The organism is Halobacillus seohaensis, from assembly GCF_042663045.1.
In the GTDB taxonomy this organism is placed as follows: Bacteria; Bacillota; Bacilli; order Bacillales; family Halobacillaceae; genus Halobacillus_A; species Halobacillus_A seohaensis.
Window position 1 is genome coordinate 1 of the sequence record NZ_JBHSZV010000027.1, and the last position, 23,855, is coordinate 23,855.

19 protein-coding genes and 1 riboswitch are annotated in these 23,855 nt (G+C 38.9%); of the genes, 13 read left to right on the forward strand and 6 right to left on the reverse strand.

Translation table 11 applies throughout. From position 1 onward, the window contains the following. Positions 1-289: 289 nt before the first annotated feature. Positions 290-1,300 carry a tetratricopeptide repeat protein gene (locus ACFQIC_RS10845; protein WP_204712160.1) on the forward strand — a complete coding sequence of 337 codons (1,011 nt, stop codon included), beginning with the start codon at positions 290-292 and terminating at the stop codon, positions 1,298-1,300. A 700-nt stretch (positions 1,301-2,000) separates the two neighbouring features. Here the strand turns inward: ACFQIC_RS10845 and ACFQIC_RS10850 are convergent. Beyond that, the gene (locus ACFQIC_RS10850; RefSeq protein WP_390217093.1) at positions 2,001-3,491 is read right to left on the reverse strand and encodes an alpha-amylase family glycosyl hydrolase; all 1,491 of its coding nucleotides are present in this window, start codon (positions 3,489-3,491) and stop codon (positions 2,001-2,003) included. Between the two features lie 215 nt (positions 3,492-3,706). On the opposite strand from ACFQIC_RS10850, the gene ACFQIC_RS10855 reads away from it, so the two are divergent. Further along, complete coding sequence (locus ACFQIC_RS10855; protein ID WP_390217094.1) at positions 3,707-4,705, forward strand: S8 family peptidase; 999 nt, start codon at positions 3,707-3,709, stop codon at positions 4,703-4,705. 832 nt (positions 4,706-5,537) lie between these two features. On the opposite strand, the gene ACFQIC_RS10860 is transcribed toward ACFQIC_RS10855, so the two are convergent. Then, positions 5,538-6,410 carry an FRG domain-containing protein gene (locus ACFQIC_RS10860; protein ID WP_204712166.1) on the reverse strand — a complete coding sequence of 291 codons (873 nt, stop codon included), beginning with the start codon at positions 6,408-6,410 and terminating at the stop codon, positions 5,538-5,540. A gap of 203 nt (positions 6,411-6,613) precedes the next feature. On the opposite strand from ACFQIC_RS10860, the gene ACFQIC_RS10865 reads away from it, so the two are divergent. Together ACFQIC_RS10865 and ACFQIC_RS10870 are read left to right on the forward strand one after the other, a co-directional pair. Then, complete coding sequence (locus tag ACFQIC_RS10865) at positions 6,614-6,883, forward strand: hypothetical protein (RefSeq protein WP_204712168.1); 270 nt, start codon at positions 6,614-6,616, stop codon at positions 6,881-6,883. A gap of 233 nt (positions 6,884-7,116) precedes the next feature. Next, positions 7,117-7,383, forward strand: coding sequence for a Spo0E family sporulation regulatory protein-aspartic acid phosphatase (locus tag ACFQIC_RS10870; protein WP_390217095.1), 267 nt, complete (start codon positions 7,117-7,119; stop codon positions 7,381-7,383). A 19-nt stretch (positions 7,384-7,402) separates the two neighbouring features. On the opposite strand, the gene ACFQIC_RS10875 is transcribed toward ACFQIC_RS10870, so the two are convergent. Then, positions 7,403-7,603: a hypothetical protein gene (locus ACFQIC_RS10875; protein WP_204712170.1), complete on the reverse strand. Its 201-nt coding sequence runs from the start codon at positions 7,601-7,603 to the stop codon at positions 7,403-7,405. Between the two features lie 227 nt (positions 7,604-7,830). Here ACFQIC_RS10875 and ACFQIC_RS10880 point away from each other — a divergent pair, with 227 nt between their 5' ends. The 5 genes from ACFQIC_RS10880 (at position 7,831) to tenA (ending at position 13,829) form a co-directional block, all read left to right on the forward strand. Continuing rightward, positions 7,831-9,240 carry a hypothetical protein gene (locus ACFQIC_RS10880; RefSeq protein WP_204712172.1) on the forward strand — a complete coding sequence of 470 codons (1,410 nt, stop codon included), beginning with the start codon at positions 7,831-7,833 and terminating at the stop codon, positions 9,238-9,240. 91 nt (positions 9,241-9,331) lie between these two features. Beyond that, positions 9,332-9,625, forward strand: coding sequence for a hypothetical protein (locus tag ACFQIC_RS10885; RefSeq protein ID WP_204712174.1), 294 nt, complete (start codon positions 9,332-9,334; stop codon positions 9,623-9,625). A gap of 580 nt (positions 9,626-10,205) precedes the next feature. Continuing rightward, positions 10,206-11,543, forward strand: a complete 1,338-nt coding sequence (locus ACFQIC_RS10890) for an N-acetylmuramoyl-L-alanine amidase (protein WP_204712176.1) — start codon at positions 10,206-10,208, stop codon at positions 11,541-11,543. 100 nt (positions 11,544-11,643) lie between these two features. Further along, positions 11,644-11,749: riboswitch (TPP riboswitch) on the forward strand. 108 nt (positions 11,750-11,857) lie between these two features. Next, a complete protein-coding gene (locus ACFQIC_RS10895) occupies positions 11,858-13,165 on the forward strand; it encodes an acetylornithine deacetylase (RefSeq protein ID WP_204712178.1) in 1,308 nt (435 codons plus the stop codon). Next, positions 13,155-13,829, forward strand: coding sequence for a thiaminase II (gene tenA, locus ACFQIC_RS10900; protein WP_204712180.1), 675 nt, complete (start codon positions 13,155-13,157; stop codon positions 13,827-13,829). The genes ACFQIC_RS10895 and tenA overlap by 11 nt, the downstream gene beginning before the upstream one ends. Positions 13,830-13,969: 140 nt before the next feature. On the opposite strand, the gene ACFQIC_RS10905 is transcribed toward tenA, so the two are convergent. Both ACFQIC_RS10905 and ACFQIC_RS10910 read right to left on the reverse strand, forming a co-directional pair. Next, positions 13,970-14,479 (reverse strand): CBO0543 family protein, encoded by a 510-nt coding sequence (locus ACFQIC_RS10905; protein ID WP_390217097.1) that lies wholly within the window; start codon positions 14,477-14,479, stop codon positions 13,970-13,972. Between the two features lie 145 nt (positions 14,480-14,624). After that, positions 14,625-16,406 (reverse strand): sulfatase-like hydrolase/transferase, encoded by a 1,782-nt coding sequence (locus ACFQIC_RS10910; protein WP_204712182.1) that lies wholly within the window; start codon positions 16,404-16,406, stop codon positions 14,625-14,627. Positions 16,407-16,815: 409 nt separating this feature from the next. Between ACFQIC_RS10910 and ACFQIC_RS10915 the strand changes: the two genes are divergently transcribed. The 4 genes from ACFQIC_RS10915 to pdxA all read left to right on the forward strand — a co-directional run bounded on the left by ACFQIC_RS10915 (position 16,816) and on the right by pdxA (position 22,083). Beyond that, positions 16,816-18,564 (forward strand): sigma-54-dependent Fis family transcriptional regulator, encoded by a 1,749-nt coding sequence (locus tag ACFQIC_RS10915; RefSeq protein ID WP_204712184.1) that lies wholly within the window; start codon positions 16,816-16,818, stop codon positions 18,562-18,564. Between the two features lie 185 nt (positions 18,565-18,749). Beyond that, positions 18,750-19,757, forward strand: a complete 1,008-nt coding sequence (locus tag ACFQIC_RS10920) for a 2-keto-3-deoxygluconate permease (protein WP_204712186.1) — start codon at positions 18,750-18,752, stop codon at positions 19,755-19,757. A 27-nt stretch (positions 19,758-19,784) separates the two neighbouring features. Then, positions 19,785-21,089 carry a four-carbon acid sugar kinase family protein gene (locus ACFQIC_RS10925; protein ID WP_204712188.1) on the forward strand — a complete coding sequence of 435 codons (1,305 nt, stop codon included), beginning with the start codon at positions 19,785-19,787 and terminating at the stop codon, positions 21,087-21,089. Continuing rightward, positions 21,079-22,083: a 4-hydroxythreonine-4-phosphate dehydrogenase PdxA gene (pdxA, locus tag ACFQIC_RS10930; protein ID WP_204712190.1), complete on the forward strand. Its 1,005-nt coding sequence runs from the start codon at positions 21,079-21,081 to the stop codon at positions 22,081-22,083. The genes ACFQIC_RS10925 and pdxA overlap by 11 nt, the downstream gene beginning before the upstream one ends. Before the next feature lie 454 nt (positions 22,084-22,537). Here pdxA and ACFQIC_RS10935 read toward each other — a convergent pair whose 3' ends face one another. Beyond that, a complete protein-coding gene (locus ACFQIC_RS10935) occupies positions 22,538-23,572 on the reverse strand; it encodes a LacI family DNA-binding transcriptional regulator (protein ID WP_204712192.1) in 1,035 nt (344 codons plus the stop codon). Positions 23,573-23,855: the final 283 nt, after the last annotated feature.

A 23,855-nucleotide genomic window follows, 5' to 3' on the forward strand; every position in this document is an offset into this window, starting at 1 on the left:
AACTGTAATATTTTTCTATAAATAGGATACTTTTACTTACGTGCAAGGCTAGTGGGTCTGACCCCCGGTGCGTTAAAGTGTTAAAGTGAATATAAGAAAACCCCTGGTTCTCATGCTGTCAGTGCAACAGCTAGAACCAGGGATTTTCTTATCCATAGGGTTACATTAGTGGTGTCTTACATTTATCCATTAATCAACACTAACATTGTTGGTGTATGCCAGTATCCACATCAGATGCTTTCCATGATAAGATGAAAGAAGCATTGATAATACATAAAGGGTGAGGAAAATGAAAGGTAATCAGATTAATCCACGGTTTATTCAAATGCTAACAGGACGCAAAAAGGAAGATGTGAAGGAAAATCCATCTATTGTCGATCTAAAAAGCGATCATACAAAAGTGATTGTTGAAAATAGAGAGAGTCTAAGACCAGAGTCGCTCAATTCATTCAAACTTAAATGTGGTCATTGCAATCAGAATGGAATATATGAAGTTGGAAAAGTGGCCATAAATGTTATGGATAAGAAAAAGCCGACTCATGAAGATTTTCAACTAAATGGTTATTTTCGCTGTAAACACTGTAATGCGGCAGGGGATTGGGAGTTGCCTACTGATTTGATGATGCTCGGTATTACGGCAATGATTACTCCAGAAAAGATGGCCGACCGTTGTTTCGTAGGCAAAAATGCTATGTTTGATGGGTCCTCCCACCGATTTGCAACGGATGGGGAAGAGCACCTGTTGGATTTGCTAGAACAGAATCCTAAAGATGCATTCTTATGGAATAGGCTCGGAAATCTTTTTCAAACGTGTGGGAGGCCTGAGTTGGCTGCTGCCTCCTTTGAAAAATCAATATCCTATCAACCGGATCAGCTGGAGTCGCAGTATTCTCTTGGGTTTCTCTTTGAAGATGTAGGCGAGTTTGAGAAGGCGGCGGATCATTATGAAAAAGTGCTAATTGCTGCCGAGAGTTATAAGGAATTCGACGCCCCTAAACTGAGAGACATGCTAGCGAGTACATTGAATCTTCTTTTCTGCATACACCTGAAGACGGATGAGACTATTCCATTTCTGTCTGAATATGTGAGAGATAGGATAAGTGAAGTTGTGCAATTTAAATTTACTCGTGTCTTGGATTGGAACCCTGTTTTAGACCCGGCGGATTATACAACTTTTTATCCGCTTGCTGAGGCTTTCATGGGGGAACAAAGTAAACAGATTCCGAAGTCGGAACAGGTGAACCTTCCTAGTTCTGGGAGTGGAAAGAAGAAAAAGCGTAAGAAAAGAAGAAAGCGATAATAACGAAGTTGCTTAGATTATTGACTGACTGCAGAAATAGTTAAATATGGAAGAAGGTAGGGAGACTATCAAAAGCTTCTACCGCTAGAACAACACATCTGGGGTCAGGTCTTTCACACGCAACAAACGTTTATAACTACATACGGTAGAAGGCCCTGACCCCACTTCTCGTCCAGAACACCAGATCTTGCTGACGCTCCTTGATGGCCACATGATCAAAGAGATATTGTTTTTAGTTTCAAGTTTTGCTCGGAAACGGAAATCACAAGAAGCTTTAAAAATGGTGGTAAAAATACGAGAGATAAACAACAAATTCGTGTTACAATAGAAGATACACAATAGCACCGGTTTCACAATGAGGTTTAGGCTCATTTCCCGAGAAGGGAGGTGACGCCATGACATTGTTCGAAGCCATGATGTACTCAGTGAACTTTACAACATTGATGATTTTAATACTCACCGTTCGCAATAAAAAATAACCCCCTTGTGCTTTAGCCTGGCGCAGGGGGTTAATTCTCTTAGAGCGTAACCCTTTTTGTTGGGTTCGGTCTATTGTTAGCCGTCGGTGGTACAACACTGACGGCTTTATTAGTTTATTCAATATAGCTAGTTCTATGTTCATTGTACCACGAAAACAAGGCTTGTACACGTTTCATATAGTTGGAATCATGAGTCCTCACGACGGAACTTATGGTTTCTTTTAATCTGTCATAGCTTTTTTATTCTTTATTAAAACAGTAGTATGTGACGGAAGTACTAAAATTGATTTCCTTTTCTTAGCATCCTTATGACTAGAATAAATTTTCTTTCCTTTTCTAGAAACCGATATTGCGACCGCCTGATCGGAAATATTATGATACACTTCAAAAGACTTATTTTGATAAGAACGGGTAAATGCAATGATTTGCGGATTACTCACTTGTATCTCTTGTAGATCTCCCTTTTGAAGTTCAACATGCTTATGACGAAGGCGGATCAATTCACGGTAATGATTTAATAAAGAATCTTTTGAATGATCTTGTGCTTCGACAGATACCCCATTATCACCTGTATTATATTGTGGCGTTTCCCAGCTTGTTTGACCTTCACCATCCCCCTCGTACCACCGAAAGGGTTCGCGGATAAGTTCGTCGGGTTTCTCACCAGTCATCCCGATTTCTTCCCCGTAATAAAGGAACGGGTTTCCAGGGAGCGTCAAAAGAATGGAAGCGGCTGACTTTGCTTTGTCCCCAATACTATACAATTCACTCATCACGCGATTTTGGTCATGATTTGTTAAAAAGATGGCATCTATTTTATTATGATTATATTTATTATACAACTCATCTGTATACATCGCCGTCGTTACTACGCCTTGGTCAAACGTATCATTAACAGAACGGACAATCGTACTGGCTAAATCAAAATTAAAAAGGGAATCGAGTGATTGATAGTACGGGGCTATCACTTGGGGTTTATGCCATACTTCTCCCACTAAATAGGCCTCTTGTTTAGTTTTCTTCATGGCATCACGAAAATCATTCCACCATTGTATGTTTTTATCGGCCCCTTCTTCTGTATCCCCATCATAAATATATAACGCTGCATCTAATCGAAAACCATCAACTCCTTGGTTAAGCCAAAACCTCCCAATATCTTTCATTTCTTTTCGTACGTCTTGATGATCAAAGTTTAAGTCAGGCATTCCGTGCCAAAAAACCCCATAATAAAATCCTTCACCGTTTGGATTTTTATGCCACAGCTCTTGTCCCCATGCCCCTCTTTGACCAAGGTCTGTCTCATCATCCGCCCACACGTAATAATCTCGATAGTTACTGTTCGGGTTGGAACTCGCTTCCTTAAACCATGGGTGCTCACTACTTGTATGGTTAATGACTAGATCTATGATCACTTTAGTGTTCCGTTTATGGGCTTCAGACACAAGATTTTGAAAGTCTGCTAACGTGCCATAAATAGGATCCACACTATAATAATCCGTTACATCATATTTATGATAGCTCGGCGATGGGTTAATAGGCATCAACCAGAGGCCATCGACTTGTAAACTTTTTTTACTGTGGGGATTTCCATCATTTAAATAATCTAACTTTGCTGTAATCCCGTTTAGATCCCCATGTCCGTCTCCGTTTGAATCATAAAAAGAGTTCACATAGATTTCATAGAAAATACCGTTAGTACTATTATTTTTCATTTCATTAGCCCCGCTTCCGCATAATAAACCACAGTAAAATCTTACCATGAGGAAAAAATGATCGCAATTAATATTTTGAAAATTCAGTATAGGTAAAATGTACGAAGTTGGAGGTTTTGTGTTTCAAAAGGGGATGAATGAGGTAAGAGAAAAACAATCAAGCAGCTATTCTTTACATAATCAGAAGCTTTGGTAAACAGATGAGGAGGGAAATGATGAGTGATGTACAATTAATTCCATATAAGACCGAAGAAATATTAGACGTAAGCTCTGAAGTACCTGAAGGAATTGACATGATTGAAGCTGAAGCCCTTTGGGAGCGAACGGATCAAGGGAAAGGTCAAGTTGTAGCCATTATCGATACAGGCTGCCAAACCGACCATCCAGATTTAAAAGGAAGGATTATTGAAGGAAGGAACTTCACGACGGATTACGATAGCGATGAGATGAATTTCAGTGATAACAACGGTCACGGAACTCATGTTGCAGGTACGATCGCTGCAGTTGAAAATGGCAATGGGGTCGTCGGTGCTGCTCCTCAGTCTAACCTCCTGATATTAAAAGTGTTAACAGGGGTAGGCAATGGAAATATGGAATGGATTATTAATGCGATTGATTATGCAACAAACTGGGAAGGACCAAACGGTGAAAAGGTAAGGGTCATATCGATGTCGCTAGGAGGACCTACAGACGTTCCGGAATTGCATGAATCAATACAAGAAGCCCTCAAAAAAGATATATCGGTCGTTTGCGCTGCAGGAAACGAAGGGGATGGACGTGCAGATACCCCTGAGCATGCCTATCCAGGTGCCTACAATGAAGTCATTCAGGTCGGTGCGATTGATTTCGATCGTAATCTTGCAGAGTTTACGAATACAAATGATGAAATTGACCTCGTCGCTCCTGGTGTTAACATATTATCCACCTACACAGGAGGGAAGTATGCTAAACTATCAGGCACTTCAATGGCCACTCCTCATGTATCGGGAGCCCTTGCTTTACTTATCAATTTAGCAGAAGGTCAATTTGAAAGAAGCATGACGGAAGCAGAAATATTCTCCCAGCTTATCAAGCGGACGATCCCACTCGGATATTCAAAAAAAGGAGAGGGAAATGGGTTAATATCTCTTGCTTTAGTAGATAAATTCGATCAACTATATAGAGTGCATAATAAACAGAGCCGTTCCTCGGTCTCTGTTAATAGAAGCAGATAATCTATTGATATGAAAAAAGCCAGAATCAGTGCCACTGATTCTGGCTTTTTTAGTTGATCAAATCATAAATACTAGCTGTGTCCATGATTGCCTATCCTCCGAAAAATATGTAATGTAACTTTAAAGTAATTGTAACATTTGTAATATTATGAATATATGTTATAATAAAAGTACAAGTTCTACATCAGAATGAGCACTATTATCGAATGGGGTGATTACTGTGACTCTGTTTGAAGCGATAAGCATAATGATAAGTTTTGGTTTGCTGATAACGTTTCTACTCAAAGGGGACAGTAATGTTTAATTTTAACTCATTCTGATCGAATCCAGGGCATGGAGGTACCCTGGATTATTTATGTTTTTTTATTAGTGTTAGTCAGTGCGTTCGAGTGATAAAGTACTTTAATATATCAGAGGATGTCTTGTTGAGAGTAATCTCGGCAAGGCTTTATTTTTTGTTTCCAGAATTCATCTCTCATTTACGGTAGAAAAGAAGGAAAAAAGCCTACCTAACGCCTTTACCGCAAGAACCGCACACCTGGGGTCAGGTCTCTCAAACTCAACAACCATGTAAAACTCCATACGGCAGAAGGCCCTGACCCCACTTCTCGTTCAAAACACCACATCCAGCTGACCTCCCTGATGGACGCATGATCAAAAAGCTACAGGTCCTAGTTTCAAGAAGATCAGTTTTGTTGTCGATTTCAAGGAAGTCTTGGTGATAGTTTCAAAATAGGGGGTTAATTTAAAAATCCCTTTAATTTTTGATGTGTAACGGTTTGGGCTTTATGCCTGTCTTCACCCTATGAAGGATAGGCATACCCTTCATGACTTAGTCAAAACCTCGTAGCATCATGGTTTTTGGTTTATAGTAATACGTATTTCTAACATCCATTGCGGCTCCGCTACTATCTAAGAACAACATTGTCCCTGTTATGTTCATGAGCTCTAAAATTTGAAATACTTCCCGAATACATTTTTTATTAATAAACACTTTTGTGAGGGTCGGAGGTGCTTGGGTTCCATTGTAATCGAGGGGTTTCGATTCTTGAATGTGATCCATATATTCTTCTAAATCATCAAAACCTAATGAATGATAATCTAACGTATCATATAAAAACGCGCCTTGCTGCCGTTGCATTCGGGCATTGCTTTTTCCAGGTTGCCGAATAAATTGCAGTGTATTCCCTGGAAACCCTTCGTCAAATAGATGAGTGGATGGGGAAAGGAAGCTTTGATAAACCCGTTCATCAAACTCTCCACTTGCCTTAGCCCAATGATGAGCCAATTGGTTTATATTCAGCGCGTAAACAACGACATACTCCTCTTCGCTTTCGGCCTCTTTGATATCTTCTAAGCCATTAAAAGAAAAGAATAACGCTACATAAGGCGAATAGGTGAAGTCTAGGTATGGAGTCGGTACACCGTGATGCTGTGCATATTCCAACCAATCAAGGTGATTATTCTCTTCAAAGGGCATCTGTCCCAATTTGGCTAAATTGGTTTTAAATTGATCAAGAAGTCCCACCATATCCGAGCTACGTGACTCTTGTTCAAAACTTTTAAAACGTGCCCAAGTCGTATGTAATCGCCACTTTGTATCTTGTTGTCCTCGAAAGACAATCGTCTCCTTTGAAAGGGACATATTTTGTAAGCAACGTAAAGCATCATCAAAATGATCCTGTGTGATCTTTTCAATTGTCACGAATCGATCCCCCTAACACGATTTTTACGGAAATAAGTGGTTCGTCCTCTTTAGCATTCTTCAAAAACATGATTCTTATGAATGAACGATTTAGACCCACTGGCCGTATTTTTAAATTTATAGGACACCTCCTACTAACTCCTTTCGATTATAGATTCGAAGGGGTTATTTTTCATGCCCAAAAATAAAGGAGGAAACGGTAGATGAACTACATTAAAGAGTTAAACGCATTTTACAATCAAATCGAACTACATTCACTTTCAAGCTCAGCGATTGTGTTATGGGGAGCTTTGATGCATTTCAACAACATATCAGGATGGAAGAAGGAATTCTCGGTGGCGGCTTCATCGTTACGATCAAGATCGGGTTTAAGAGAAAGTTCTTTTAATCGGGGGTGTACGGAACTAAAGGAGAAAGGTTTCATCAAGCACCGTTCCGTTCACCGAAATCATGCTCCGATTTATCAAATGTAAGCAACGGAACGGCCCTGTGGGGAATGTGGGGGTAAGGTTTATGATGGAGTATGAAAGTTCGTGGATGTTTAGTATTAGCGATTGAGCAGAAAATTGTGTGAATTATCCAAAATATTGGGATTATGCTCAAAACCTTTCATAATCTGTCGTAAATATAAAGGTGGAGGTAGTCCTTCACCTGGCTGGGCAGAAGTTTAATATAATTTTTAATGGGTAAAACAAGGTGAGGCCCTTTGGATATTGCTCTTTTGGAATCTTCTAAAGAGGTTTCTAAGAGAAGGGGCTTTATAAATCCCCTCTCAGATAAACTTAGACATCGAAAGGAAAATAAAATAGTGTCATCTATCAATGATTTAAAAGAAAAAATAGAACAGACAAGACAAAAAATGTATCGAGCCTATAAGAATAATCCTAATGATCCTCAAGTACTTATCATTTCCCAAACACTGGATATGCTTTTAAATGAGTTAGAACGTAAGAAGGGGAATTCAAAAAAATAATACGACTCATTCGGTAAGTCTATTTATCGAATGGGAGAAAACGAATTCCCTTCCTCTTAGCTGCATCTTTCATAAGGTGAAGTTCAGAATACATAACTTCAGATAAAATTCCTTTTTTAATGTTTTTATGGATTTCATCATGAAGGCCCATCAATAATTCAAGTGGAATATCATCGTAGACTGATGTTACTTCGTGAAAATTTATTTGTTGGTTTAACATTATTATAGTTCCTCTTCCTCATCTATTTTGCTGATCTTTTCCTTTGAAAGCGATTTCATAATTATATTTTATCATGATTCTGGTCATTCGAATAGGCTTTTTTATTGAGGTCTTATTATTGGGGTACCACTCTGCGATAAAGGATTGTGGTTCTAGTCTCTAATAGTAGACTATGAAAACAAGGAATCATATAATGGAAATATTCACTAGGGTCAGGAGTTTTAGTAATGAAGAAAGTTTCCATGTATGTATACGCAGCCATCATTAATTTATATATTGTGCTCTTTTATGTTACTCGTTCTTTTCAAAATGATGACTTGCTAATGATTCTTTCCTTATTAGGGGTCTTATCTTTACTTTTCTCTTTCTTTTATTTAACGGCTCGGAAACGATTCCTTCCATTATTTTTGATTTTATTTGCCTTTTTTATTTTAATTACATCCCAATCATCCCTTCTCGAGGGACTTCTTCAAGGATTTCGCCAAATGACAAGTTTGATCGCGATCTTATTAATTGTTCCGATTATTAGTTGGATTTTGGACGAAGAACCATACATAGAGAAAATCATGGCATTGGCGGGCAATTTTTTAAATACGAGCCGAAGATTTTATTTTGGGATCATGATGATTACCCAAATTTTATCCTTCTTTCTTCTATTTGGATCGATTCAGACAGTTTACCAGTTTATCCAGGGGTTGTTAGGAAATAGAAAAGGAGAAGCTTGGGAAAATTTTAAAGGAACAGCTTTATTGCGTGCTTTTTCACTTTGTACGCTGTGGGTTATTAGTATTCCGAGCTTTGTTTTTATCGTCAATTTTTTAGATGCTTCTTTATGGCTTTCGATGCTGCAGGGTGCTTTTATTTCGTTAGGTGCGGTAATTATTGCCGTTATTTTTTCTCACTTTGAAGAAAAGCATTATAACATTGATATTACGTCTGCCCTTAAAGAAGAGATCGAAAAAGCTATTGGTTCGCAAGTCAGAGGAAAGTTAAGTCGTGAAGTGATTGAATTCATTTGTCTCTTTATCTTAATATTTGGCACGATATTTTTTCTGCACGGGGTGTTTGGTTTAGAAATTCTGCTCATTATACCTCCTGTGATTTTAAGTTATACGCTTCTTTATTTCTTTTCTAAGCGAAGATTCACGAGCTTACGGAAGAATGTAAGGCATTATTTTACGGGATATTTAGAATCGAAATCGCAACAGTTTAGCATTCTATTATCCGTAGGCCTTGTGATTGTTGCTTTGAATCTATCTGGATGGGGTGAGATGCTCATTGATGGTATTTTAGTGATGGAAGAAACCATTCCTTTTATAAATATCTTGAGTATTTTACCTTTTGTTCCTATGGTGCTCAGTTTCTTTGGCATTGGCCCGTTGCCCGTATTAGTTTTAGTTGGTGGGGTGTTGCAACATGTGGCTTTACCGTACCCGCCGGAGCTGTTAGTGCTATCGATAACGTCAGGAAGTGTCATTTCTGCGTTGCTATCACCATTTATTCTTCCGGCTATTGTGCTGAGCAGTGAAAATGGGCTAAGTATTTTTAAAAATGGCTTTCAATTTAATATTTTATATGCGGTTGCTTTTTATACGTTCGTTCAAGCTTACTTGCAGATTGTCTCTATCACTCTTTAAAACGAGCTTCTTGCTAAATTTGCAGTTAAATGAAGAATAAAGCAGGAAGACACTTTTTTTTGTTGAATCATTAAACATAGGGGGCTTGTTTATGCAATCGATAAAGTTAAACAAAGTGTTTCATTTGGAAAATAACAATGAAATTAATTTCTCTAGAGGTTTATTGCTTATTGATGATCAAGGGTCTCTTGATAATTGGAGAGTAAGTTTAACGAAAGTTCAAGATACTCATGTTTTTATGGAGGATTACAAATCAGAGAACGAGTTCCGTTTGAATTTGCTTGATTTTGATGGGAATAGTTATATAGGAAGCTTAGCTGTTGATATGATTTCCGCTAACACCACTGTTTTGATGGTATCTAAAGGTGAGCTTAATGGAGAGTGAAGAAGCCAACCTTATAGGCATGTTTACTCTTAGAATAAAGAATTGGGAATGAGAGACCATTCGATCGTTATTTAAATGATCGAATGGTTTTTGTTTTGTGAAATTCTTTTAATCATGTGTGCATTGGTGAGCGTCGGGAGGATATGGTGTTCTGGATGAGAAGTGGTGTCAGGGTCTTCTGCGATATTAGTAGTTGATGATTGTTGAGTTGCGAGACCTGACCCCAGATGTGTGGCTCTTGCGGTAAAGGCTTTTTGGTAGGCTTTCTATCTATCAGTAGACATCGTTTCCTAACACTGCATAGGAGTTTTTCGTGTCCAATTGGAGTTTACTTTTTGAAACAGACGTTTATACTTATTGAAATGCTTCCAACCTTTTTAACAATCCCTCCATATTTGTAGATAATTCCACCGTTTCTTTAGATAATTCCTCCATCTCTCCCGATGTAGTGCGGAAACTGTGTTGGGGCCTTTTTTAAGGCAATCTCCTTCAAACACCGCCATTTCTTTATCGCTAAAACATAGAATATAATATTACCGATTTAATAATGGAAAAGTGAAGATAGAAAGGAGGATTTTATATGTTTAAATTGTATTTAGATCCAGGGCACGGTGGTAATGATACAGGTGCTTCTGGACATGGTTTGCTTGAAAAAGAAATAAACTTAGATATTGCGTTACGAATCCGTGATATTCTCAACAATGAATATCAGCAGGTTGAAGTAAATATGAGCAGAACAACGGACACTTCGGTTAGTTTACGTCAACGAACGAATCAAGCTAATGCTTGGGATGCAGACTATTTTTTGTCTATTCACTGTAATGCTTTTAATGGTTCAACTCGTGGTTATGAGGATTTTATTTATAGTGGATTGTCCAATTCATCCTCTACTGCCCAATACCAGAATGTCCTGCATGAGGCAATCATAGCTGTGAATGAATTAACGGATCGTGGCCAGAAAAAAGCGAATTTCCATGTCTTGAGGGAATCAACTATGCCTGCGCTCTTGACGGAAAATGGTTTTATTGATCATTCAGGCGATGCAGCGAAGTTGGCTGACGCCTCTTACCGTCAAAAAGTCGCCCGCGGACATGTGAATGGTCTAGAACGTGCTTTTAACCTTGAAAAATCAGCATCGGGAACTAGGTTGTATAAGGTGATTGCTGGCTCTTTCCTCGAAAGGGCGAATGCAGAAAAGCGAGTAGCTTACCTTGATACACATGGGATTTCATCCTTTATAACAGAAGTCTCTATATCTGGTAACACACGGTATCGAGTCCAGGCTGGTGCTTATGAAAGTAAAAGTAATGCAGAAAACCGTGTAGCTGAAGTGAAAAGAGCGGGGATAACAGATGCTTATATTATAGAAGAAGGTCAAGGTGACTCCGAAGTGTCGGGGTATAACATCTCAGGTTCCGTAATTTTGTCTCCGGAACAAATGGATCAATTTGTCCAAAAAATAAATCCAGATGCGCCATCATTAGGAATTTATTATTTAAACTTCGGGACTTACTACGGCCTTAGGGGTGATGTTGCATTTGCTCAGGCTCTTCATGAAACTGACTATTTTCGTTTTACGGGTATAGTTAACGAAAGTCAAAATAATTTTGCAGGAATAGGAGCCACAGGACCAGGTCAACCAGGGGCAAACTTTGCTACAGCAGAGGATGGAGTTTTAGCCCACATGCAGCATTTATATGCCTATGCTTCTACACAAGCTTTACCAGACAACTATCGTTTAGTGGATCCGCGCTTTGACCTCGTTCAGCGGGGAAGCGCAACCAAATGGGAAGCGTTAAACGGAAAATGGGCTGTTCCCGGCGATCAATATGGCCAATTGATTTTAGGGTTGTATCAAGACATCATCAACGCAAGTATAGATCAATTGGAAGATATTCTTGCACAAATAAAAGGTTAAGCTTCCGGTTCTTTGATTGAATTAATGAAGTAAATATGATAAAAATGAAAAGAAGAACAATGAAGAATTAAGAAATAATTTTCAAGTAAAACTGAATAGTATTCACTGCTAGGGGTGCTTTTAAAAGCTGAGAAAGACCGTTAACGTCTTAATCCTTACAATCTGAACTAGGTAATACTAGCGAAGAGAAGTGGTGTGTTGGACTATTGTTAACTAGTGTTTAATATAATAGACATTTTTGTCACAACCTCACTTCTTTTGGAGAAGTGAGGTTTTTTGTTGTTATAAAACTTAACGAAAGGTGGATTAGAAAGATGGATAAAAACCTTCAATTGCTAATCCAACAAGTGGATGAGCGTAAGGAAGAGCTGATTGAATTATTAAAGGAGCTTATTTCATTTGAAACACCGGCACCGCCGGCCAGGAACACAAAAGAAGCTCAACAGTATGTAGCTGATTTTTTAAAAAGATATGGCTTTTCTATTGATCTTTGGGATGTATATCCTAATGACCCGAACGTTGTCGGTGTTTTAAAAGGCAGTGACTCCGAAAACTATAAAAGTCTTATCATCAATGGTCATATGGATGTTGCTGAAGTTAATGACGATGAAGAATGGGAAACTGATCCTTTCACTCCGACTGTTTGGGAGGATAAAGTTATTGGGCGTGGTGCAGCTGATATGAAGGGCGGTATCGCAGGAGCTTTATTTGCCATTCAATTGCTTCGTGAAAGCGGATTGGAACTGCCAGGTGATTTAACATTTGAATCGGTTATTGGGGAGGAAGTTGGTGAAGCCGGAACTTTACAATGCTGCAGGCGGGGCTATGATGCTGACTTTGCAGTAGTTGTAGATACGAGTGATTTACATATCCAGGGACAAGGTGGTGTAATTACCGGCTGGATTACCGTAAAAAGCAAACAAACATTCCATGATGCAACAAGAAAAGATATGATTCATGCTGGCGGAAATCTATTTGGGGCTAGTGCGATTGAAAAGATGATGAAAGTTATTGAAGGACTTCAGGAACTTGAGCGACACTGGGCAGTAACAAAAAGCTACCCTGGATATCCGTCTGGCACCACTACCATCAACCCGGCTGTCATCGAAGGTGGACGAAATGCAGCCTTTATTGCTGATGAGTGCAGGTTATGGATCACTGTCCATTTTTATCCGAATGAAACGTATGAACAGGTGAAAGAGGAAGTGGAACAACATATTTTAAATGTAGCTAAAGGGGACCTTTGGTTAAAAGAAAATCCACCTACCTTTGAGTGGGGAGGTTCATCAATGATTGAAGATCGCGGAGAAATTTTTCCTTCCCTTGAAATTGATCCAGATCATTTAGGTACGCAAATGTTAGCTCAATCGCACGAAAACGTAAGTGAAAAGGGAGCTGTTGTTGATGTTTCCCCAACGGTTACTGATGGCGGCTGGTTAAGCGATGCTGGTATTCCGACGGCTATTTATGGACCAGGGGATCTAAACAATGCTCATGCTGTTAATGAACAAGTATCGATCCCTCAACTGATCGAATATACGAAAGTGATTCTGCAATTCATTTATACATGGAGTCATACAAATTCAAAAGAAAAGATGGGAGAGGAAATGGATGACATTTAGTGAACGATTATATGAAAAGTTACAACCCATATGGAGGAAAAATCATTCGCACCCGTTTGTGCAAGGATTAGGGGATGGCTCTCTTGATCCAGATAAGTTTCGTTTCTTTATGATTCAAGACTACTTATACCTTATTGAATATTCAAAACTATTTGCTTTAGGCAGTTTCAAAGCTGATGATGTTGAAACCATGGGGATATTCGCCAAGCTTCTGGATTCAACCTTAAATGAAGAAATGTCCCTTCACCGCCAGTATGCTGCTAAATTCGGGATTACTGAACAAGAGCTTGAGAACGCGAAACCTTCTCCGACCACCTTAGCCTATACCCATTACATGTTGCACGTCGGTCAAAATGGCACATTAGCCCACCTTGTTGCAGCCATTCTTCCTTGCATGTGGAGCTATTGGGAAATTGGAAAAGAACTCGATGAGATACCAGGAGCAAGCGATCACGATCTTTATGGAGAATGGATTAGAATGTACAGTTCGGACGACTTTGGTGAACTCGCCCAATGGTGCATTCAACTTCTTGATGACTTGACTGAAGGTAAGCCTGTGGAAGAGTTGGAGAAACTGGAGGAAATTTTCTTGAATACGACTCGGTTTGAATATATGTTTTGGGATATGGCTTATAACAAAGGAATGTGGCCAACGGACGATTAAGTTCAAGAGGGAAATATGCGGGAGCGCGCCAGCTGGATGTGGTGCTAGACGGGAAGTGGGGTCAGGGCCTTCTGTGATATTGGTAGTAGAAGGTTATGAGTGTGAGAGACCTGACCCCTATTCTAATAAAATGATTGTGATTATATGTAATCAAATACTACTAAATAAAATAGTGCACAAAGGACCGAAAGAATTAACGCTAACAGTTTGTTCACATGATGAATTCGTATCATAGGAAACATTAAAACAACAAACAAAGAAGACCATCCATAGTGCCATCCATTGTGGTAAGTTAACACACCGAACTCCTTGCCTCCCCACTCAAGGATTAAAAAAACAACGATCCATTTTAATGTGTATATAAGTTGTTTCTTAAATACACTAGGATAACTCGATAAAAAAATGAAAGCTACTAAAGGGTTGATAATCAGATTGTGTGAGAAATGAACGTTCATTAGATTGAAAATTGAATCTTGTTGAAGTTCCCACAAATGAAAATGACTATGTGATATAAACTCGTAAAGGAAAGTCGCTAGGGAGATGTATATCATTGTAGGGTAATAGTGCTCCCAGTTTTTCCAATCCCCTTTAATTAAAGAAAGTATTATAACTAATATTACGAGAGTTAAGTTCAAATTCTTTCCCCTCACTTTTATAATCTTATAATAGTTTTCACCATAAAACGAACATGTAATACCATTTTTTTACATAAATAAATAAATATACCTATAGAGTAAGAGGCCAACCAGAAAAGTATCTGGTTGGCCTCTTGTTTTATAAAAAAATTGTGACTGATTACTCTCCTGTACAATTACAAGATGGCATACCAGGGACGATTCCACTTGTTGGATGTAGTCTTTTCTGAATGCATTGTTGTTCAAGCGTATTGGTTAATAATTGTTGGATAATGGTTGATTTTGCCGTTGCAAATGAAGGGTCAGCTAAATTTCTTTCTTCTAGTGGGTCTGTTGCTAGATTGTATAACTCAAACTGATCTGGAACAGGTTCTGTTTTTATTGTCGTTAGGCAGGTCGAGCACTGGATTGAAGTATTCTCAATTGAATCTCCTTTTGTTACGACAGTATCATTACAGCCAGGATCACTCCAGAACTGAGGATTATCAAAATAACGAGCAAATTTCCAAATCTCTTCTTCGTTATTTCTTCCAGTTTTGAGCTTTGTAATTACAGCTTCAGTGTGATTAGGCTGAATGACCGATTCGTACGATTCACCTGTGGCCGTGGTTTGGTTCAGTCCTTTTGTAATATCATCATCAGACATAAAGTAAAGCGGTTCATTTGATCTGAAAAATGGATCATTTCCTTCGATTAATGGTTTCAAATTTCTTCCGACTAATGGATGAACTTCCGTGTGGTCTTTAGCGAGCTTTTTTTGGATAGTTTCAGCATCTATTCCAGCCAATCCTAGCAGTGTCGGCAGGATATCGACATGACTGGTTAGCTCATCAGTTTTTTCATTGTCAGAGAAAAGTTTTGGACTGTGAACGATCAATGGAACGTGAATAGATTCTTCATACATGTTATACCACTTTTGATAGAGACCGCCGTGGGCCCCAAGAAGTTCTCCATGATCGGAGGTGAATAGTACGATTGTATTTTGATAGAAGCTTGACTTTTGAAGAGATTGAAAGACTTTATGCATTTGTTCATCGGCCTTCTTTTGCAAACTGTAATACAATTGCCGGTAAAAATTGTTGTCAATGATCGGTTGTAAAGCTTTGGGATAGGTAACGCGGTAACTTTCTTGGGCTTGTGGCTTAGTTGATAGTGACTCCCGGACGGTAGGTGCTGGTGGAATTATAGGAAGTGTTGGATCGATTTCAAAATTAAACTCTGGGGAAAGTTCGGTTAGTACACCATATAGCGCAATATCGTGTGGATTGACAAAAGAACTCATGATGAACCAAGGAGTATCGTCTTTATTTGATTGTGCATCAAGGGACTCGATCAGCTTCACACTCTCTTCTGCATAAACCTCGTCACGACCACTTGTACCTATGGCTGCTGATGAACCTGAATTCCTGGGATTAGACCCATGAGGTTCTGGACCAATCCATTGATCGAAGCCAAAAGAATCAAGTCGGTTAGATTTTTGATAAATGGATTCTTTTTCTTTATTTGGAACCCCAGTTGATGAGTTATAACTTGGGAACGCATTGTGTGTACCTGGAATTAAAATATCTTCATCTGAAGCGTGCCATTTTCCTTTCCAGAAAGTCTGATATCCCGCTGCGCGAAAATAGTCTCCCATAGTAGGTACTGTATTAGGGTCAAGCCAAAAGACATCAGGATCAAACGCTTCTTTTGCGACCCCTGTCGTTTGAGAAACTCCGTGAAGTGATGGATACTGCCCCGTATATAAAGTGGTTCGACTCGGAGAGCAGGCAGTACTACCTGCATAATGGTTTAAAAACTCCATACCGTTTTCTCGTAATAGTTTTTGTGTGATTAAGTTCTTTTTTTGCCATTGCTTCAACTCTTTGGTTTCATAAACTGATGGAAAGCGTTGTTGGTCTACCATTAAGATGAGGATATTGGGTTGGTTCTTTTTCTCCATTCTAGACGTCCTTTCTTGTGTTTCTGGATATATTACTACTATATGTTTAATCGTTGATTCTGTCTGTGTATTATAAGTCACTACTTAGTTAGGTGAAGCTGTCGAAAACAGGGAGCTTTCGATTGAATATTGTAGTTTCAGAAAGGAAAGGAATACTATACTTATGAATTCAATAAAAGTTGGATAGAGAGAAGAACGCTAGCTAATGTTAGTGTTCTGGATGAGAAGTGGGATATTGGTAGTAGAAGGTTATGAGTATGAGAGACCTCCAGATGTGTGGTTCTTGCGGTAGAGACTTTTGGTAGGGTTTCTTCCTTCTTCTCTACCTTGAATGAGACTTGATTCATTTCACTTAATGTGAAAAAATAAAATTGAACTGTTTAAATATGCAACGATTGGTGGTGTAGTAATGATCAAAACTTTAGTGATTGCTCCCTACCAAGGGCTTGCAGAGATTGTAAAAAGTTATCAGAATTATGATAACGAGCTGCAAGTTGATATAAAATTGGGGAATCTTGAGGATGGAGTATCGATAGCAAAGAGGGCAGAATCCGAGGGTTATGATATCATCATTAGTCGTGGTGGGACGTCGAACTTAATTCAGGAGGAGACAAACCTTCCTGTTGTCGACATAAAGGTAAGCGGCTATGATATGCTTCGAATTTTCACATTGCTAAAAGGCACGAATGGAAAAGCGGCTTTAGTTGGTTTTTCTAATATATCTCGTGGAGCCTCTACGATATGCAGTATTTTGGATATGGAAGTGCAGACGATAACGATCAGCAACAGTGAAGAAGTAAACGCACATCTCGATGGGTTAAAAAGAGAGCATTACTCTGTGGTCATTGGTGATGTCGTTACAGTCCAACAGGCTGAGAAGATTGGTTTACAAGGAATTTTAATTACGTCTGGAAAAGAGGCCGTATTAGACTCATTTGAAGAAGCGAAGCGGCTCTATCATTTATTTCAAGGGATGCAGTCTCAAGCATCTGTTTACTCAGAGGCGATTGAACAATTCCCCCAACCAATGATTACACTTGACCAAAAAGGGCAAGTCGCATTAAAAAATCACTCCTATAGAAAAGAATTGGGTGAGGATCTGGTTTCATCACCACAATTCCAGGGATTTTTGGAGCAAACCTTTACTGAGAATATTGAAATGTGGACAGTCGTACACTATCATGGAAAAAGTTATCAACTAAGAGCCTATCCATTAAATGATGATAAGAAGCTAGTTAATTTCATCATTCAAAATGACTTATTAACGGAAGAAGAGGGGATAGAAATACACACTCACCCTTCCCGTACTTCAATCTCAGGGGATAGTTCATTTGCACGTAACCTGAGGAATAGTTTGCAACACTATGTTGCAATGGATTCTCCTTTATGGATTGAGGGAGAGCAGGGTACAGGACGGATGATGTATGCTGCAAATATTCACTTTGAATCATATGGTCATCGGGCTCCTTTACTATCTATTAACCTGTTAAAGATATCAGTAGTTCAGTTAAATGAAATCCTATCAAAAGCTTATGAACAGCTGCCTAAAAAAGGAACGATCGTATTTTTAAATGTTCATGAACTAGCAATAGAAGAACAAGTAAGAATAAAGGACCTTGTACAAAAGTTATCAAATCGTTATAAAGTGATGATTATTTCAAATGATGGGATGGAAGAGCTTGTCAAAGAGAAACGTATAGATCATGATTTATATTTTAAACTTCCGAATGCATTGATTTATTTACCTCCACTTTGTGAGCGAATAGAAGATGTGAAGGATCTAGTTCAAGCTTTTATTACTCAAAATCATATGAATTATGGAAATGAAACGATTGGTATTCGTGAAGATGCTCTATCTCTATTATTAGAATATCCTTGGCCCGGAAATGTAGATCAATTAAAAAAAACGGTGGAAAAACTAATGGTGACAAGTGAGACATCTTATATTGAAGGAACAGATGTAGAACGTGTCCTGCAAGATAGTGGAAGACAGTCGCAGGCAAATACGAATGATACGATGAAAATTGAAGGCACATTGAAGGATATGGAAAAGAAAATTATCCAGCAGGTGATGGAACAGGAAAAAAATAACCAATCAAAAGTGGCCAATCGGCTTGGTATGAATCGTACGACATTATGGCGCAAACTTAATTCATAAGTTCGCGTCATTTTTTGTTGCAAAAATAAACAATTTTATAATCGTTTGTTAATGAAATTAAATTTTTGAACAATCAAGTGTTGCAAAAATATAATGAAGGCGTTACCATTTAATTATGAAATCGCTTAATACTTTAGTGATTGTTTCAAAATGTAACAATTATGATAAGATGGGGAGGAATAAAAATGAAAATTAAAGCAACCTTGGAAAGAATTCCTGGAGGCATGATGGTAGTTCCATTACTATTAGCAGCCATCCTAAATACGATAGCGCCAGATTTACTTCGGATTGGTAACTTCACACAAGCTCTATTTGTTGACGGAGCAGGGACTTTAATTGCTTTGTTCCTGTTATGTACAGGTGCACAAATTAATTTGAAAACAGCTGGGGTCAGCCTTGGAAAAGGGGCGACGCTTTTAACCGTAAAATGGATTGTCGGGGCAGCATTTGGTTTTCTCGCTTTTCTGTTTGCAGGGGAAAATGGTCTTTGGTTAGGCTTAGCTCCAATTGCTATCATTGCAGCAATGACCAATAGTAACGGAGGTCTTTATATAGCAGTGGTCGGACAATATGGAAATAAAACAGACCGGGCAGCTTATTCATTACTGGCCTTAAACGATGGACCTTTCTTTACTATGGTTGCTCTATCTATTTTTGGTGCGATGGGCTTCGTTGATGGCTTGTTTTCAATAACATCCTTCATCGCTGTACTACTTCCTATTATAGTCGGCATGGTTCTAGGGAACTTAGATGAAGAAATGAGAAAGTTTTTAGATCAAGGAAGCTCTATGCTGATCCCTTTCTTCGCCTTTGCTCTAGGAATGGGCATTGACTTTGGCAAGATTATTGAAGGTGGAATGCAAGGGATTCTTCTTGGAGTGGTTACAACTCTAGTTACAGGTACTGCTGGTTACTTGGCCTTTAAGGCTTTCAATTGGAACCCGATCGCTGGGGCAGCTGAAGGTTCAACGGCAGGAAATGCTGTCGCTACACCTGCAGCCATTGCAGCAGCTAACGCAGGTTTCGCTAATGTCGTGGATATTGCTACAGTTCAAGTGGCTGCTTCTACCGTTACGACTGCGGTAACACTTCCAATCTTCATTGGATTCCTAGTCAAACGATTAGAACGCAGGGGTGTAAAGTTACCAGAAGATTATTCCTCAGAATCTGAGCGACAAGTGACAGCTTCATAAGTTTTCAAGAAAATGGGGGATGTATAGATGAATTTACGATTCGGGATGATTGCAGATGATTTAACTGGGGCCAATGACAGTGGGATTCAATTGAAAGAAAAAGGTCTTTCTACTTCGGTCTATTTCGAAATACCTGAAAGTCAGGAGTTACTGAACGAAGCGGTTGTAATCGACACTGATTCTCGGGCGTTAGATGAAGAGAGTGCCTATCAAGCCACGAAATCAGCAGCTCAATTTTTGGCTCATACAGGATATGAGCACATTTATAAAAAGATGGATTCCACATTAAGAGGGTATATTGGTAGTGAACTGAAGGCCGTTGATGATGTTTTTGATCCAACATTCATTATCGTGGCCCCTGCTTTCCCTCCTTATGGACGTACAACAAAAAATGGGGTTCATTTATTACATGGGGAACCAGTGAGTGAAACAGAGCTATCCATGGATCCAAAGCATCCAGTAACGGAATCATACCTTCCTACACTAATAGAAAAAGGGACAGGTGGAAAAACGACCTTAATTACCGAGGCAATATTGAATCAAGACGAGAACGATTGGTTGATAACTATAAATAAATTAAAAGATAAAAATATAAAATATTTAATTTGTGATGCAACAACGGAAGTAGAGTTAAGGAGAATGGCTGAAAAGATAAATAGTTATAGTTCCAATGTGATCTGGGCTGGATCGGCAGGATTAGCTGAAGTACTTCCAGGTGTTCTCGGAGTTGAAAGATCAATGGAGACAACGGAAAGGCAAGGATATAATGGCCCTGTTCTAACAGTTTGTGGCAGCTTATCTAAAACCACACAAGAGCAAATTAACTATGCGATTAAGCAAGCTAACACCCAAGCTGTTAAAGTAGATACAGAGCAAATGTACTCTGGCCATTGGGAGAGTTTTGCAAATGAATACTATCAATCTAGTATCGAAGCTCTTAATCAAGGACAAGATGTTGTTTTATATGTACCATCGACTCTAGAGGTAAGAGAAAAAGTAAAACGAAAAGCAGAAAAAATGGGACTGAATCCGTTGGAAATTGGCAAGCAAATTTCAGAAGCACTTGGCAATATTTCTAAGAAAATTGTAAGTGAGACCCACCTATCAGCCCTAGTTATAACAGGGGGAGACACAGCAAAAGATGTGTCAAAAAGTTTAGGAGCGACAGGTTTTCGTTTGAAGTACCAACTAGAAGCCGGGATACCAGTCGGAGAACTTATAGGAGTAAAGACCCCTATTCCAGTAGTAACAAAAGCAGGGGCATTTGGAACTGAGACTTCGATCTATCACGCTATGGAATTAATGAAAGGAGCAGTCAAACATGAGCAATAAACCGATTATTGGCATTACTATGGGGGATGCTGCCGGAGTAGGTCCTGAGATTATAGTTAAAAGTTTAGAGAACAGTGAAATTCAACAGCATTCCATTCCACTTGTGATTGGCGATCTGAAAATATTAGAAAGAGCTGCACGTATATTAGAATCAAATATCACATTTAAAAAAGTAGAAAAAGATGATGATTTTTCAAAAACAATATCTCAAAATGAAGTCTATTGCCTAGACTTGGATTTACTTCCTGAAGATTTACCTTACGGCGAAGTGTCTTCGAAAGCAGGACACGGGTCATTTGAATTTTTGAGTACAGCTATTGAACTAGCGAATGAACAGAAGATCGATGCAATTTGTACCGCACCTTTAAATAAGGAGGCCCTTCATAAAGGAGGTCATCTTTATCCAGGACACACGGAAATTCTTGCTGAACTGACAGATACAAGCAATTTTGCCATGATGCTTTCCTCACCAAAACTGAAAGTCATTCATGTCACCACGCATATCGGTCTTCAGGATGCGATAGACCGTATTGAACCTAACAGAGTTTATGATGTCATTAAAATGGCCCACGATACTCTAAGTCAATCCGAAAATCGCCCACCGAAAATTGCGGTGTGCGGCATCAATCCCCATGCCGGAGAAAATGGATTATTCGGGTATGGAGAAGAAGAGGAAAAGGTAATCCCTGGAGTTGAACGAGCGCAAAATGAAGAAATAGATGTTCAAGGCCCGCTGCCAGCTGATACACTATTTTTCCGCGCCGTACGAGGTGATTTTGATATCGTCGTTGCCATGTACCATGATCAGGGACACGGTCCAATTAAGGTACTTGGACTAGACGCAGGTGTTAATATCACTGTAGGACTTCCTATTATTCGTACTAGCGTAGATCATGGCACAGCTTTTGATATTGCTGGTAGCGGAAAAGCAGACGAAAAGAGTATGCTTGAAGCTTTAAGACAAGCGATTGATCTTGCTCCTACTAGGGTATAATTCCTGTGACGAAGGATCTAAGCGTGAAAGGTTCACCACTATGAAAGGCAACATGCTACGTTAGCATTTGGCCTTTTCAACAATCTAGCAGGGGCTGCCGGAATCAGCAGAGAAGCCCTTGGGAATTTTATGAGAATCCCAATTCCGTAGTCCGTTGGCGACTATGGAATTGGGATTCTTTTTATTATCATGTGAATCATCCGCAGTTGGTTGAAAGAATATATTCATAAGGGAGTTTCAGTTGGATGTTAGTGTTCTGGACGAGAAGTGGGGTTCAGGACCTTCAGCGATATTTGAAGTAGATGATGGTTGGGTATGAGAGACCTGACCCCAGATGTGTGGTTCTTGCGGTAGAGACGTTTGTGGGGACTGACTGACCACTTGATTTGAAAAGAGTATGAATAGCCAAAGAAAAGTAGAGAATCCTGAAGGAGATTATTTCCATCAAGATTCTCTACTTTTGATTGATTACTAAATCAGACTTATCCGTTTGTAAATAATGGCCGCATGATTCGCGAACAACTAGCGTATCTTCTAACACAAATTGAGATTGGGTTAGAGGTTTCTTATTCAATAAATCTAACAATAGCCCCGCTGATTTTTGTCCAATCTCAAAAGTCGGCTGTGAAATGGTGGTTAATGGGGGAGTAAACATTGATGCCATTTTAATGTCATCAAAGCCTACCACTGCAATGTCTTCTGGTACTTTTAAATGAAAAGTTTTTGCAGCATTAATGGCTCCCATGGCCATTTCATCGTTGGCTGCAAATACGACATCAGGCCGCTCCTCCATAGATAGTAATTTGGACATGACTTGATAGCCAGATTCAATGCTGAAATCTCCTTCTTGGATATAAGAAGCTTTAATGGGTACACTTTTGACTTGGAAAGCTTGTTTGAATCCTCGAAGTCTATCCGCACCGATTACCGTCTCCATTGGACCAGTAATATGAGCAATATTTGTGTAATTAAGTTCCATAAGATATTCCGTTATTTTACGGGCAGCACTTACATTATCTATGGAAACTGTAGGGATCGTAGTGCCTTCTAAATATTCACAAGCCAGTACAATAGCGTGCTGTCTACTAAGTTCTACTAGAGTCTTTTGATCCACTCGAGATGTTAGCATGATCAGACCATCCACTTGTTTTTGTTCTAACATATCGAAACATTTCATACTATTAAAATTGGCATGCTCTGCGTCCATAACCAATACATCATATTCCCTTTGAGTTGCTAAGGTTTGAATGCCTTTCATAACGTCGGAGAAAAAGGGGTTGGTTATATCGGGAACTACGACTAAGATTGATTTAGTATGAGCTGTCCTAAGGTATCTCCCGAGGGCATTAGGCTTATAATTTAATTCCTTGACGGCTTGTAACACGCTTTTTATGTTCTTCTCAGATACAGTATCCTTTTTACTTAATACTCTTGAAACCGTTGCTACAGATACATTCGCCTGCTTGGCTACATCTTTAATGGTCGTCATATGTTGTACAATCCTCACATTCCATTTTGATTATGTAAACGATTACAATAAGTTAACCTTGATCATATTTTACTTTGATCCTTTTGTCAATGAAGCGGGGTTATCAACTCTAAATTAAACAAAGGTTATATAATAGATTCAGTGTAAACGGTTGACAAATAACACAAACAGTATAGTATTCTTAGTATAATGTAATCGTTTACTTTTCTGAATATTTTAAAAGTATCGTAAAGGTACTTGAATTTGATTATCTTTTCATAAGGAGTTGATTTCATAGGCATAG

Excerpts from the sequence above, each read along its gene's own strand:
- ACFQIC_RS10915 (WP_204712184.1), top strand. The coding sequence starts at position 16,816 with ATGATCAAAACTTTAGTGATTGCTCCCTACCAAGGGCTTGCAGAGATT.
- ACFQIC_RS10885 (WP_204712174.1), top strand. The coding sequence starts at position 9,332 with ATGCAATCGATAAAGTTAAACAAAGTGTTTCATTTGGAAAATAACAAT.
- pdxA (WP_204712190.1), top strand. The coding sequence starts at position 21,079 with ATGAGCAATAAACCGATTATTGGCATTACTATGGGGGATGCTGCCGGA.
- ACFQIC_RS10925 (WP_204712188.1), top strand. The coding sequence starts at position 19,785 with ATGAATTTACGATTCGGGATGATTGCAGATGATTTAACTGGGGCCAAT.
- ACFQIC_RS10850 (WP_390217093.1), bottom strand. The coding sequence starts at position 3,491 with ATGAAAAATAATAGTACTAACGGTATTTTCTATGAAATCTATGTGAAC.
- tenA (WP_204712180.1), top strand. The coding sequence starts at position 13,155 with ATGACATTTAGTGAACGATTATATGAAAAGTTACAACCCATATGGAGG.
- ACFQIC_RS10895 (WP_204712178.1), top strand. The coding sequence starts at position 11,858 with ATGGATAAAAACCTTCAATTGCTAATCCAACAAGTGGATGAGCGTAAG.
- ACFQIC_RS10935 (WP_204712192.1), bottom strand. The coding sequence starts at position 23,572 with ATGACGACCATTAAAGATGTAGCCAAGCAGGCGAATGTATCTGTAGCA.
- ACFQIC_RS10855 (WP_390217094.1), top strand. The coding sequence starts at position 3,707 with ATGAGTGATGTACAATTAATTCCATATAAGACCGAAGAAATATTAGAC.
- ACFQIC_RS10865 (WP_204712168.1), top strand. The coding sequence starts at position 6,614 with ATGAACTACATTAAAGAGTTAAACGCATTTTACAATCAAATCGAACTA.
- ACFQIC_RS10875 (WP_204712170.1), bottom strand. The coding sequence starts at position 7,603 with ATGTTAAACCAACAAATAAATTTTCACGAAGTAACATCAGTCTACGAT.
- ACFQIC_RS10890 (WP_204712176.1), top strand. The coding sequence starts at position 10,206 with ATGTTTAAATTGTATTTAGATCCAGGGCACGGTGGTAATGATACAGGT.
- ACFQIC_RS10920 (WP_204712186.1), top strand. The coding sequence starts at position 18,750 with ATGAAAATTAAAGCAACCTTGGAAAGAATTCCTGGAGGCATGATGGTA.
- ACFQIC_RS10845 (WP_204712160.1), top strand. The coding sequence starts at position 290 with ATGAAAGGTAATCAGATTAATCCACGGTTTATTCAAATGCTAACAGGA.
- ACFQIC_RS10880 (WP_204712172.1), top strand. The coding sequence starts at position 7,831 with ATGAAGAAAGTTTCCATGTATGTATACGCAGCCATCATTAATTTATAT.
- ACFQIC_RS10910 (WP_204712182.1), bottom strand. The coding sequence starts at position 16,406 with ATGGAGAAAAAGAACCAACCCAATATCCTCATCTTAATGGTAGACCAA.